15 protein-coding genes are annotated in these 12,568 nt (G+C 51.8%); 10 read left to right on the top strand and 5 right to left on the bottom strand.

Translation table 11 applies throughout. The annotated features are described in order from the left end of the window. Window positions 1–73 precede the first annotated feature (73 nt). From KDC22_RS28675 to KDC22_RS28655, 5 genes are all read left to right on the top strand, one after another. Window positions 74–943: a CheR family methyltransferase gene (locus KDC22_RS28675; RefSeq protein ID WP_173139721.1), complete on the top strand. Its 870-nt coding sequence runs from the start codon at window positions 74–76 to the stop codon at window positions 941–943. A 17-nt stretch (window positions 944–960) separates the two neighbouring features. After that, window positions 961–2,631: a response regulator gene (locus tag KDC22_RS28670; RefSeq protein WP_211721162.1), complete on the top strand. Its 1,671-nt coding sequence runs from the start codon at window positions 961–963 to the stop codon at window positions 2,629–2,631. A gap of 96 nt (window positions 2,632–2,727) precedes the next feature. After that, complete coding sequence (locus KDC22_RS28665) at window positions 2,728–3,066, top strand: STAS domain-containing protein (RefSeq protein WP_173139717.1); 339 nt, start codon at window positions 2,728–2,730, stop codon at window positions 3,064–3,066. An 18-nt stretch (window positions 3,067–3,084) separates the two neighbouring features. Further along, a complete protein-coding gene (gene rsbW / locus KDC22_RS28660; RefSeq protein ID WP_173139715.1) occupies window positions 3,085–3,537 on the top strand; it encodes an anti-sigma B factor RsbW in 453 nt (150 codons plus the stop codon). Then, the gene (locus tag KDC22_RS28655; RefSeq protein ID WP_173139713.1) at window positions 3,534–4,304 is read left to right on the top strand and encodes a sigma-70 family RNA polymerase sigma factor; all 771 of its coding nucleotides are present in this window, start codon (window positions 3,534–3,536) and stop codon (window positions 4,302–4,304) included. Before rsbW ends, KDC22_RS28655 begins: the two co-directional genes overlap by 4 nt. 151 nt (window positions 4,305–4,455) lie before the next feature. Here KDC22_RS28655 and KDC22_RS28650 read toward each other — a convergent pair whose 3' ends face one another. Then, window positions 4,456–4,788: a DUF5665 domain-containing protein gene (locus KDC22_RS28650; RefSeq protein WP_173139711.1), complete on the bottom strand. Its 333-nt coding sequence runs from the start codon at window positions 4,786–4,788 to the stop codon at window positions 4,456–4,458. Window positions 4,789–4,932: 144 nt separating this feature from the next. Then, entirely contained in the window at window positions 4,933–5,469 is a 537-nt protein-coding gene (locus tag KDC22_RS28645) for a YtxH domain-containing protein (protein WP_173139709.1), read from the bottom strand. Window positions 5,470–5,791: 322 nt separating this feature from the next. Between KDC22_RS28645 and KDC22_RS28640 the strand changes: the two genes are divergently transcribed. Beyond that, entirely contained in the window at window positions 5,792–6,511 is a 720-nt protein-coding gene (locus tag KDC22_RS28640; protein ID WP_173139707.1) for a pirin family protein, read from the top strand. A 189-nt stretch (window positions 6,512–6,700) separates the two neighbouring features. Here the strand turns inward: KDC22_RS28640 and KDC22_RS28635 are convergent, their stop codons facing one another. Further along, complete coding sequence (locus tag KDC22_RS28635) at window positions 6,701–6,925, bottom strand: DUF1128 domain-containing protein (RefSeq protein ID WP_173139705.1); 225 nt, start codon at window positions 6,923–6,925, stop codon at window positions 6,701–6,703. 141 nt (window positions 6,926–7,066) lie between these two features. Here KDC22_RS28635 and yyaC point away from each other — a divergent pair, with 141 nt between their 5' ends. Then, window positions 7,067–7,594: a spore protease YyaC gene (gene yyaC, locus KDC22_RS28630; protein ID WP_246553075.1), complete on the top strand. Its 528-nt coding sequence runs from the start codon at window positions 7,067–7,069 to the stop codon at window positions 7,592–7,594. A 70-nt stretch (window positions 7,595–7,664) separates the two neighbouring features. Continuing rightward, complete coding sequence (locus tag KDC22_RS28625; protein ID WP_211721161.1) at window positions 7,665–8,450, top strand: alpha/beta fold hydrolase; 786 nt, start codon at window positions 7,665–7,667, stop codon at window positions 8,448–8,450. A gap of 83 nt (window positions 8,451–8,533) precedes the next feature. Here the strand turns inward: KDC22_RS28625 and KDC22_RS28620 are convergent, their stop codons facing one another. Continuing rightward, on the bottom strand, window positions 8,534–9,841 hold the full coding sequence (locus KDC22_RS28620; protein WP_211721160.1) for an MFS transporter: 1,308 nt from the start codon (window positions 9,839–9,841) through the stop codon (window positions 8,534–8,536). After that, the gene (locus tag KDC22_RS28615; protein WP_211721159.1) at window positions 9,842–10,408 is read right to left on the bottom strand and encodes a winged helix-turn-helix domain-containing protein; all 567 of its coding nucleotides are present in this window, start codon (window positions 10,406–10,408) and stop codon (window positions 9,842–9,844) included. It lies immediately after the preceding gene. A gap of 207 nt (window positions 10,409–10,615) precedes the next feature. On the opposite strand from KDC22_RS28615, the gene KDC22_RS28610 reads away from it, so the two are divergent. Both KDC22_RS28610 and KDC22_RS28605 read left to right on the top strand, forming a co-directional pair. Then, window positions 10,616–11,278: a DUF6483 family protein gene (locus KDC22_RS28610; protein ID WP_211721158.1), complete on the top strand. Its 663-nt coding sequence runs from the start codon at window positions 10,616–10,618 to the stop codon at window positions 11,276–11,278. A gap of 47 nt (window positions 11,279–11,325) precedes the next feature. Beyond that, window positions 11,326–12,519, top strand: coding sequence for a class I SAM-dependent methyltransferase (locus KDC22_RS28605; RefSeq protein ID WP_211721157.1), 1,194 nt, complete (start codon window positions 11,326–11,328; stop codon window positions 12,517–12,519). The last annotated feature ends 49 nt before the right edge of the window (window positions 12,520–12,568 follow it).

The following is a 12,568-nucleotide window of genomic DNA, read 5'->3' as shown; positions in this document are numbered from 1 at the left end:
CGGGGTAATAGCTATACAGTACCATTAAGACCTAGTCCTCAAAAAAGCATCAGGCAAGGGAGCATTGATAACCATGACAGCTATGGAACACGGATATGAGGAGCAGAGTACTCCGCCGGGAAGCAAACAGGAGCTTGAGCAGATTGAAATGGAACTGCTTCTTGACGGAGTGCACCGTCTATATGGGTATGACTTCAGAAATTATGCGCTGCCTTCCCTGAAACGGCGTATCTGGCATCATGTTCATGCTGAGAATGTGCCCACCATATCCGCGCTGCAGGAGAAAGTGCTGCATGACCGCGCCTGCTTCGAACGGTTTGTGTATAGCCTCTCGATTCCGGTGACGGAAATGTTCCGTGATCCCGGACTGTTCCTGACGTTCCGCCAGAAGGTGATCCCGCTCTTGCGGACCTATCCGTATATCAGGATCTGGCATGCGGGCTGTTCCACAGGCGAAGAGGTATACTCCATGGCTATCATGCTGCATGAGGAAGGTCTGTACGACAAGGCGAGGATCTATGCGACGGATATGAACGCCCGTTCTCTGCAGCAGGCCAAAGAAGGCGTGTACGAGATCGGCAAGATGAAGCAATACACGAAGAATTACCTTGAGGCAGGCGGCACGCGTGCTTTCTCGGAATATTATACAGCGAAGTATAATTCAGTGATTCTGCAGCCATACTTGCGCAAGAACATTATATTTGCCGAGCATAACCTGGCTACAGACACTTCATTTAATGAATTTAACGTTATTTTTTGCCGCAATGTAATGATCTACTTCAACGATGAGCTCCGCGATCATGTGCATGGGTTGTTCCATGAGAGCCTCAGCCGGTTCGGAGTGCTGGTCCTGGGTTCCAAGGAATCCATTCATTTCACACGGTACAGTGACAGCTATGAGCCTCTGGACAGGGTAGAAAAAATATACCGCAAGAATAAGTAGCGGGTAAGGAGGGGCCTATGGGGGTTCAGGAACCGATTCATATACTGCTGGTTGATGACCGTCCCGAGAATTTGCTGGCACTGGAAGCAGTGCTGGAGAGTCAGCATTATAAGCTTGTCAAAGCCAATTCTGGTGAAGAAGCACTGCGGTGCTTATTGAAATATGAGTTCGCCGTGATCGTTCTGGACGTTCAGATGCCGGGTATGGACGGTATCGAAACCGCCAAATTAATCAAAGCCAGAGAGAAAACCAAGGATATTCCGATCATTTTTATCTCTGCCAACAGCAAGGAGGCGGAGCATCTGTTCGCAGGTTATTCTGCCGGTGCCATTGATTATATGGTCAAACCCTTTATCCCGCAGATTCTGAAGTCCAAGATCGAAGGCTTTGTTAATTTGTATCTGACCAGCAAGAAGCAGCAGCTTCAAGCGATGCTCCTCCAGCAAAAGACACAGGAGCTTGAACGAATCAACGGGGAGCTGGTCAAGGCTAAGGAAGAGGCGGAGATTGCCGCCAACGCCAAAACCGAATTCCTTGCCATGATGAGTCATGAGATCCGTACACCGATGAACGGGGTAGTGGGCATGATTGATCTTCTGATGGAGACGGAGCTTGCTCCTGAGCAAAAGGAATATACGGAAATTATCCGTAAAAGTGCGGACACCCTGATTACGGTGATTAATGATATCCTTGATTTCACCAAGATGGAATCGGGCAAAATGGAAATGGAAGAACAGTTATTCGAGCTGCACACCACCATTCAGGAGGTATTCAGCCTGTTTTCCGCCGAAGCCGGCAAAAAAAATCTGGAGCTGGCTTATTTCATCGACCAGAAGCTGCCCCGTCTTATCTATGGAGATATGGCCCGTCTGCGTCAGGTATTAATCAATCTGGTAGCCAATGCGGTGAAATTTACCAACCATGGCGGCGTATATTTAGTTGCGTCCAGTCTGCCTACCGCTGATAATAAACTGGTAGTAGAATTTACCGTGAAGGATACAGGCATTGGAATCTCACCGGAGAAATGTGACCGGCTGTTCCAGCCCTTCTCCCAGCTTGATTCATCCATGACCCGCAAATACGGGGGAACGGGACTGGGTCTCGCCATCTGCAAATCTCTGGTTGGCATGATGGGCGGAGATATCCGTGTGGAGTCGATGGAAGAGAAGGGGGCTACCTTTGTATTCACCATACAGGCCACTATGCCTGAGGATGAATTGGAGAGCAGCTGCCGGGAAGAGAACAGTACAGCGAAGGAGCCGGATGAGGAATGCCGGAGCAGAGTGCTTGTGGTGGATGACCATCCGATTAACCAGCGGCTGATGGTAAGTATGCTGGATAAGCTCGGGTATCATGCCGATGTTGCCGAGGATGGGCGCCAGGCCGTAGAGCTGGCCCGTCAATCACCGTATGATTTCATCTTCATGGATTTGCAGATGCCGGTGATGGATGGGCTTGAAGCCACTTCCCTAATCCGGGAGAACACTGGCGGCTCGCCTGACAAGACGGTGATTATAGCGATGACCGCCAATGTCATGGAAGGCATCCAGAACCGCTGCAGCGCTGCCGGGATGGACGGCTATATCAGCAAGCCGCTCAAGCTGAGCAGCATCAAACAAATTATCTCAAGATATTCAGGCCAGGATAACCCTGCTACCCAGCGGAATACCTCGCTTTTTAATGCCTGACCCAGTAATTCCCATGGCCGGAGAAGTCCTTTTCTTGTTTCAACAGTATACTATTAGGGTTATTGGTAAAGAAAACATTTATCAGGAGAGTTGTCTATGAATACACATAAAAGTGAAAAGTTCCACGCAAAAACCGAAACAGTAGGCACCGTATGCACCGTTTATCTGATTGGTGAGCTTGATTTATCTGTGGCTCCTGATTTCCGTTTGGTCATGGAACCTCTGGTGGGCGATACGGGGCTTGACCTTGTAATCAATCTTAAGGATCTGAGATACATTGACAGCACTGGTATCGGGATTTTGTTGTCGATCCTCAAAGCTAGACACGGAATGGACGTTAAATTTACCGTGGATGAAGTTCCTCCGCAAATACAGAAGCTGTTTGATATGACCGGTATTTCCAAATTTTTTGCCCCCCAAGAGAATTCCCACTAGGAAAGGATCGAACTAAGAATGAGTGATGACGTACAAAGAGTAGTTCTTCAGTTACCCGCCAGTGCAGAATATGTCGATATCGTCAGACTTAATTTATATGGCATTGCCTCCAAGATGGGTTTCACTTATGAGGACATTGAAGATATGAAGGTAGCGGTCTCGGAAGCCTGTAATAACTCCGTGCTGTATGCTTACGGGCAGGCAGACGGTGTGGTTGATGTAATCTTTGAGGTAGGATCAAGTGTCTTATCCATTACTGTCAAAGATGAGGGGGAGAGCTTTGACGGTTTGGATGCGTCCGGGGAACGTCTGACGCTTCATGACAAGGAGCTGAATGATGTTCAGGTAGGCGGACTCGGATTCTATCTAATGCAGGCGCTGATGGATGACGTTAGCGTCGTTAGTGAAGCAGGGAAAGGAACGGTCGTTACCCTGACTAAACGGCTCAATTTCAGCGAGGAGAAAGTATGAGTGACAAAGTGACTCCCCCAGAGTCCATGAATGAAGCAGTAAGCCTGATCTGGGAATACCAGCAGACGAAAGACAACGAAATTGCAACAGTGCTCATCCGCAAATATGAACCCATGGTGAAGATGGCTGCCGGCAAAATTGCCCGTAACCGTCCGGATCTCTATGAAGATCTGTATCAGGTGGGCCAAATGGCGCTGATCCGACTGCTGCAGCAATACGACATCAGCTTAGGAATTCCCTTCGAGCCTTACGCGATGAAAAGCATGATTGGACATATGAAAAACTTCCTGCGTGATAAGTCCTGGTACATACAGGTTCCGCGGCGGATTAAGGAAAAAGGTGCACTCGTTCAGCAGGCCATTGACGAACTGACCATTCGGCTCGAACGTTCTCCGGCGGTTGAAGAGATCGCCCATTACTTGGATCTGACCGTGGAAGAAACGGTGGAAGTACTGGCAGGCCGAGAATGTTATCATTATGTCTCCTTGGATTCACCGCTCTCCCAGGAAGAGAGCGGAGCTACGCTCGGTGAATTGATCAGCTCAGACGCCAATGACTATGAGACTGTGGAGAAGCGTATGGATCTCCAGCAGGCTCTGGGACAGCTGAAGGAGCAGGAGCAGCAGGTGCTGCTGCTGGCCTTCCAAGACGGGCAATCCCAGCGGGCGATCGCCCAGAAGCTTGGTGTCTCGCAGATGAGTGTCTCGCGCATTCAGAAGCGCGCCACCGAGAAGCTGAAGCAGATCATGGCTAATTCATCCTATTAAGGTTCAATGCCATTATATAATCAGGGCAAGCTCATTCCCTACCGGGAGTGAGCTTGCCCTATTTTGGTTCCAAGGCAGCACAAACAGCAACATCCCTCCTACAGTCTATTCGGTAGGAGTAGGCTGCAGGAGGGATGCGCGGGAAATGGCATCAGCTGTTGGTATCAATATACTTTTTGATTTCTGCAAGATATTCCCCGATAACCGGCACATCGAGAAACAAACTGAGAATATAGCCAAGCAGACCGAGGATCACAAACGTACCCAGGGACAGCCCGAGGCCTCTGGAGATCCCGGCCATCAGATTGGTAATGATCCGCTTCTTGGGGTCCGTATAATTCTCAAGGATGTCCTTGAATTCGGATTTCTCAAGCGAATCCGCGATCTTGTCGAGCCTCGCATTCAAGCGTTTGACCTCATGCCGCAGCTCGAAGGGATGCTCATCAACTTCATAAGCTTTGGTTCTGTTGTCCGCTTCTCCCATAAGGCGTACCTGCTTTCTGTAGCCTGAGACAGGCTGTATTAGAATATAAGACTGCATCAACGGTGGCATACATAAATAGAGAGCAGCCAGCTATGGAAGATCTGGCCGCTCTCTTGCTATCTATTCAGCCGGATACCCCAGAGCTTAATAGGAGGTTTTGTAAGCTGACTTAACGTCCTCTTTAGCGTCCTTAGCCTCATCAGCTACTTCTTTGGAAGCATCCTTCGCCTTGTCGGCTACCTCTTTGGAGGCATCCTTAGCTTCAACAGACACATCTTCAGAAGCATCTTTGACATGACCTGATATATCCTTTGAAGCGTCGCTTACGGTTTCGCCGATCTTTTTGCCTGTTTCCGACAGAGTGGCTGCAATTTGTTGTTTGCTGTCACTTACTGTAGTGAAGATGTCGGAGGCCTTGGCGGAGACAGTGCCAGCCAGATCGGTAGCTTTTTCACTGACGGTTGTAGCCAAACTCTTAGTCTTGTCAGTTACAGCTCCGGCCACTTCTCTGGTCTTATCCGTGGCAACGGTCAGCTTATCGGACAGATCACTGCGCATTTCCCGTCCAGGCTTCGGTGCGAATAACAATGCAGCCGCTGCTCCAAGCAGCCCCCCGATGAAAATCCCTTTAAGAAATGTGCCGCCGCTCTCAACCGGATATTCTTTCTCTGCTGTATTCATTATCAATCACTCCTCATTAGAATTGTCATTCACATTCAGGTTGGCCTGAAGTATCTTACTTCGTATATAAACGTTGGGCTATGAGCTGAAACAGTGGAGTAGCTTGGGAAAGATTGCCGGAGGATATGGGAGCATCCAGGTCAAAACGGGTCTTTTCTATACATATTTAAGAGAATTCGAGACTTTACAAAGTTGATTGATGAAGAAAAGAAGGGGGTAAGAGATAGTTAATTAAAGCGTCTACACACATCTCATATTAACGAGCACTCATTCCACATTAAGGATATGGATAGGTTTCCAACATCTATGGAGGTGCAAAATCATGATTAAAGTAGTTACAGCAGCCGAGCGTCATACTTCGAATAGAGAATGGATACACAGTGAATTCAGCTTCTCCTTCGCCGATTACGATGATCCCAGCAATGCCCATTTCGGCGCACTGCTGGCTCATAACGACAATGAATTGAAGCCGGAGCAAGGAATGCATGAGCACCCGCATCATGATCTGGAGATTATCACCTATGTGATTTCCGGTGTGTTGAAGCATCAGGATGATCTGGGGAATCATGCAGATCTGCAGGCGGGCAGTGTACAGATGATGAGTGCAGGAACAGGGATTAACCATTCAGAGACGAATCCGTCGGCCCACACGAATGCCCGGTTCCTGCAGATCTGGCTCCTGCCCGACCGTCCCGGAAAGACGCCGAAGTGGGATGCCCGCTTCTTCCCGCCAGAGCTTAAGCTCAACCACCTGCTGCCTGTCGCCTCGGGGGAAGGAACGCAAGGTGCGCTTCAATTGGGCGAGGATGTTAACATCTATTTGTCCCTTTTGCAGAAGAACCGGGAGCTGCGTTATCCGCAGCAGGAGGAGCGGCGCACCCACCTGTATGTGATCTCCGGGAACCTGGAGATCGCGTGCTCGGATGGTGTATTCCAGCTTCAGCAAGGGGATGCGGCGCGGATCCGCAAGAGCTGTGAGCTGACCCTTAAAGGCATAAGCAGCGAAGGCGATGCGGAATTCATCCTGATTGATCTTCCGTAAATACCGGGAGCAGAGCAGTCCTGAAGCAGAGCAGGTACAGCACACAAAAGCCCTTCTTCTTCACCGTCCGCTTGCGGACAGGTGGAGAGAAGGGCTTTTTTAAAAGATAAGGATTCATTTCTTGCAGAAGCGGATACCGTTCTTGTGAAAGATGCCGTAGCCGGTTCTACTTGTACGGGCAGCTCTATTCTATTTTTTACGTAAACGTCCGAGCTCCGAGACCAGTGCCTCCACCTGTGAGATACTGAGCCTGTCGCTGCCCATGGCAACCTCATACACATCCTGAATATCCTCGTATTGCTCCACCGAAAAAGCTGAGGCCTGCATCGCAGCGGCACTGGCCATTTTTAGCTTGTTTTTAATGCCTTCGATCATATATTCCACGTTCTCTTGGCTTGGTTTCGACAAATCCATTGGGTATCACCGTCCTCCCTTAGTCATAGTTCCAGTATTTTAACATGGTTGACCCGCAAAAGACCATTTTTTTGTCCGCATCCCGCAAACATGTTAAATTATAGGGAAACAATCCAGGCAGGTTAAGGAGGGGAGAAGGTCTTGGCCATTAGGGAAGAGGAGAGCAGAAAAAGACGTAAAATGGATGCCGTTGGGCTGGCTTCCTTCTTTCGGGAGATCGCAGAATTGTATTCCGCAGAGCAGTTGACCTTTCTCTGTATCGGAACGGACCGCTCTACAGGGGATGCTCTGGGACCCTTGACGGGAAGCCGTCTGCTGGAATACGGATTTCCGAATGTAACCGGAACGCTGCCATCGCCCTGTGATGCGGATAATCTGGTACAGCGGATAACGGAAATCCCGGAAGGGCAGATTATTATCGCTGTAGATGCGTGTCTGGGACCGCCTGCGGCACTGGGCTGTTATTTTGCGGCAGCTCAGCCGCTGCGTCCGGCACAATCTGTCGGGTTGCTGTTGCCGGCAGTAGGGAATTACAGCCTGGCAGCCATCGTTGATGTGAACAGTCCCCGTCCATACAGGACCCTGCAGACCACTCCGCTCTACCGGGTGATACTTATGGCTGACCAGATTGCCCAAGCTGCAGCCCAGGGTTTCGGACTTACGGATTGAGAGCGTTTCAAATGTGCTGTTCTAGCTTATTAATATAGACGACTACATAAGAAAAGAGGGGGAAGCAGCCATGGAAAATGTTCGATGCGAAGGAAGCAACATTTGCTACAGTGATCAAGGCAAGGGTGAAGTAATAGTGCTGCTGCACGGATTCTGCGGGAGTGCTGAATACTGGGAGAAGGTTATTCCAGGCTTAACCGCCAATTACCGGGTCATTGCCCCTGATCTGCGAGGGCATGGGGCCTCGGATGCTCCGCTCGGGGCCTATACCATCGAGCAGATGGCCGATGATGTGCTGTCGCTGCTGAACGCCTTGGAGATTCCTGAATGCTATCTGTTAGGGCATTCTCTGGGAGGCTATATTACCCTGTCGTTTGCCCAGCGTCATGCTTCCAGACTGAAGGGCTTCGGGCTGATTCATTCCTCCGGCTATCCGGACAGTGAGGAAGCCAAGGAGAACCGGCTGAAGAGTGTCAGCATGATCCAGAACGAAGGGATCTTTGCTTTTGTAGATCAGCTGGTGCCCGGACTCTTCGCTTCCGGAGCAGCGCCGCAGCTGCTGGAACGGGCCAAGGAGATCGGCTATAAGACCCCGCCGCAGGGCGCGGCAGGCGCCGCCATGGCTATGCGCGAGCGCCCGGACCGGCGTGATGTGATCTCGGCAACAGCGCTGCCTGTGCTGCTGGTAGCCGGAGCAGAGGATTCCAAGGTAACGCCAGAGCGGACCTTCACCTCGGATAACCGGAATATCACCAAGGCGACACTGCCGGGTGTAGGCCATATGAGTATGTATGAAGCGCCGGAGCAACTGGCACAGATTATTAAGGATTTCGTGCACGCCCCTGTGCAGAAGTAATTCATATAAGCAGAAAGAGGCAGCACTTCCGCCATCGGGCGGGTGCTGTCTCTTTGTGTTGACCGCACGGCCGCATGGCGGTTTTATTGAAATTTACGTATAGCCGGAACACAGAGCACGAGAGCGACACAGGTCAGTCCCAGAGTGGAGAAAATAAGGATCGTCGGAACCCCGCCAATCAGGTCGGCCAGCCAGCCGACAAAGATGTAACCGGCCGGCAGCAGGGCGAAGGAGCCGAATAGATCCAGGCTGGCTACCCGTCCGAAGGCTTCCTTCGGGACCAGCTCCTGCAGGCTGATCTCCCAGATCAGGCCGAAGATCATCAGCCCGAAGCCTTCAAGGGCAAAGAAACCGATGGCTGCAGCAGGAGTACCCGCGAACGGCATGAGCAGCAGAGCCACACCACCCAGCATAGCACCGCTGTATGCCATAATGCCGCGGTTGTTCCATTTGGGCCGCAGTCCGAACAGCAAGCCTGCAATAATTGCGCCTACCCCGGAGAAAGTAACGGCAAGCCCGTAGACATAAGGAGGCCAGCCGTGATGGACCTTGAAGAGCCAGGGAAGCAGGACGGTGCTGATTCCCGCGTAGCAGATGTTGATGAAGCAGAAGGCCAGAATCGTAATCCACAGCCAGGGGTGGCTGCGCAGAACAGAGATTCCCTCGATGAAATCCTCTTTCCAGTTAGGAGTATCCTGGGCTTCAGTATCCGGCAGAACAGAGGCCGCGGCATCTGCGGCGGGTCTGGTCTGTAATTGGGCGATCAGCACTTTGCGCAGGTAGACAAGGCAGATCAGGGAGATCAGATAAGTGAAGGCATCCAGGCCGAACCCGACACCTGCGGACAGGTGAGTGATCAGCAGACCGCCCAGGGCGGGGCCGATCAGGCGTACGGACTGGGTAGTGATTTGGGTCAGCGAATTCGCAGCCACGCGGATGTCGGGAGTGAATACTGTGGCCCGGACTGCAGCATAGGCAGGCTGGAATAGACCATCGAGCAGACCGTAGAAGGCTACCAGGATACAGAGCAGCGGAATGCTGAGTATTCCGGTCAGGGCTAAGACTGCTGTTATCATCATTACGGCAAAACGGGCAATATCCGCCAGCATCATAATCCGCACACGGTCGTAACGGTCCACGATATGTCCGGATACCGGAAGCATGATCACATTCGGCAGCATGTAAGCGGCCATGACCAGACCCATCGTGGTAGTTGATCCGGTCAGGGAATAGACGAGAACGGGCAGAATGACCATCGTCACTGAGCTGCCGAGGAATGAAATTAAATGTCCCAGCCACAGATAAGGGAAGGCGCGCGAGCGGACAAAAGGAGCAGCGAAACCCTGCAGCGGATTGTGCTTTTCCTGCCCGGAAGGGGCGGCGGTATTCATCTACTTCTGTACCTCCGAATCTGTATCCGGCTCAGTAGCAGGCTCTGCAGACTGCAGACGGCCCATCACGATTTCCACGCCATATTCGTCGCCGGCAGTAACTTTAAATTCCCAGGCGGTGATCAGCTCCATCATCTCCTGATGGAATTTCGCAAGCTCCCGGGGGGAAAGGGTGAGTCTGGTGATGAAATGCTCCACCTGGTCTTCTTGGCTGAAGTGAAAGCCGGTAAGCTGCTCCGAGCGGAACATAGTTCCCTTAGAGCGGTAGAATTTCTGAATGATGCCCCCCGCCGTTTCGGTGCGGACAAGCTCCAGAAGCCCGCCTTCATAGAGCTTGATGATGTGGTAGTGGATGTTCCCCGGTGTCTTGTTCAGCTTCCCGGCAACCTGTTTGGATGTGAGGGGTTCCCCCGACAGCGTATGCATGATCTTAATCCGCAAGGCACTTTCCAGCAGTTTATCCTGTTCCGGGGTTACCTTCAAAGGCTGGACGTTTTCTTCCAGTTGAGACTTGCTTGAAGCAGCAGCTTCCGGAGGGCTTTGCCCGGGGTCAGCAGGTTGTGGCATCACGTTTCCTCCTATAGTTCGATCTGTCTTACAGTACGATCTGTATTCCAGATCGGATATGTGTATTGTATTTGAGGCTGCTATTTTATGTCAAGAACAATCAGCAGCAGTGAACAGAGGTGTCTGCTGAGAAACGGGGTTGTGCACAGGTGGCGCAGGCAGGTGGAATGGTTTAAGATGATTTCAAAGGCGAAAGGGTGAGCAAACATGTTCCGGAGAGATTATATCGTGCGCATGATCGAGGATATGACGGCAATGGTAGCCAAGGTGCTGACCTTGAAGCAGGATAAAAAAACTACTGAAGCCCTGTGGGAAGTGGATGAGCTGCTGATGCGGCATTTTCGCCTGAATTCGCGTCTGCTTAATTCGCTGTCCGTAGAGGATATTATTGATATGTTTCGTCTCGGCGGAGTGCTGGAAGCGGATAAGCTGCAAGGGGTAGCCCGGCTGCTGAAGGAGGAAGGCGGAATCTACACGGCCAAAGGGGAGCAGGATCAGGCCTTGTTCAGGGCGATTCGCTCGCTCCACCTGTTTTTGTATGCGGATCTGCATGGTGCCGACCGGGAGCTGCTAAATATGACGGAAGAGATCAATGAGCTGCTGGAGGAAGTGGAGCCGTACCGCCTGCCGGCCAAAACAGAGCGGCTGCTGATGGCCTACCAGGAATCCATGGGACGGTATGCCAAAGCAGAGAACAGTCTGTACCGGCTCTGGGAGCATGGGGAGAATGTTGCAGAGGAGGGCAGGGAGCTGTACGGACGGCTGCTGCTGTTGAGTCCGGAGCGGTTAGCCGAGGGCGGTCTTCCTCTGGAGGAAGTGCAGCAGGGCGGGGAGGAATGGAGCAAGCTGACGGTTAGTGCTATAATATAACGATATTCAGGAGACACCGTGCTCTATTTTATAAACCCGAAAGTGGGATGTACCCAGTGGAAGCTTTGAAAGAATTGATCGAGCAAGTGATTACCGGCCGTACGCTGATTACAGCTACTTTAAGCCAGCTGCGCAGCAAGGGCGAGACCGCCTACAGTAAAGTACAGATCAAACCTGTTGAGTTAAAAGGGAAGCTGCATTATCAGTTTGCCTACTATATCGGCCCCAAGGTGGAACACCGCAACATTCCCGCAGAGAATGCCGCAGAAGAAATGCTGTCTTTGCTGCGGGAGACCTTCCGCCAAGGCCTGCTGTGTACCGCCAGTGCCGACTACCAGGTGCTGATCAGCAAAAAATACAAGGTGTCCATTCTGACCAAATCAGCCAGCAAACAGGAAGCTCCGGATCTGGCCCATAACCGCCGGAAGCAGTATGTGCTGGACGAGGGCGAGCCGGTGCCGTTTCTGGTGGAGCTTGGCATTATGAACAGCGAAGGCAAGGTGCTGGCCAAGAAGTATGACAAGTTCCGCCAGATCAACCGGTTCCTGGAGATGGTCCAGGATGTGCTCGGCGATCTGCCGACAGGACGTCCGCTGACGATTGTTGATTTTGGCTGCGGCAAATCCTATTTGACCTTTGCCCTGTATCATTATCTGGCCGTCCGTGAGCAGCGGGAGCTGAATATTGTCGGTCTTGACCTGAAGGCGGACGTCATTGAGCATTGCGGTGCGCTCGCTGCCAAGCTGGGCTATGACCGTCTGCGGTTCCTGGTCGGTGACATCGCCGACTACAATGAACTCGATCAGGTCGACATGGTCGTAACTCTGCATGCCTGTGATACAGCAACTGATGCCGCTCTGGAGAAAGCGGTACGCTGGGGCGCATCGGTCATCCTCTCGGTGCCCTGCTGCCAGCATGAGCTGTTCGCGCAGGTGCAGAGTGATGTACTAAGTCCTCTGCTGTCACACGGCATCCTGAAGGAACGGTTCTCGGCCCTGGCTACGGATGCAATTCGGGCCAAGCTGCTGGACCTGATGGGCTACCGCAGCCAGCTGCTGGAATTCATCGACATGGAGCATACGCCGAAGAACATACTGATTCGCGCCGTGCGGAGCGATAGCGGCGACAACGCCGCCAAATGGCGCGAGTATACCGCTTTCCGCGATTTTCTTGGTGCCAAGCCTTATCTGGAGCGCGTCTGCTCTGATCTGCTGCCCGAGGGGAAGACGGAGCTTAATTAACCAGCTTAATAGTTCAGTGTGTGACAGAACGGCTGCTTCCTATGGGGGC

The sequence above is a fragment of the Paenibacillus tritici genome, assembly GCF_018207515.1.
In the GTDB taxonomy this organism is placed as follows: domain Bacteria; phylum Bacillota; class Bacilli; order Paenibacillales; family Paenibacillaceae; genus Paenibacillus_AQ; species Paenibacillus_AQ tritici.
This window is presented reverse-complemented; position numbering and strand designations above follow the sequence as displayed.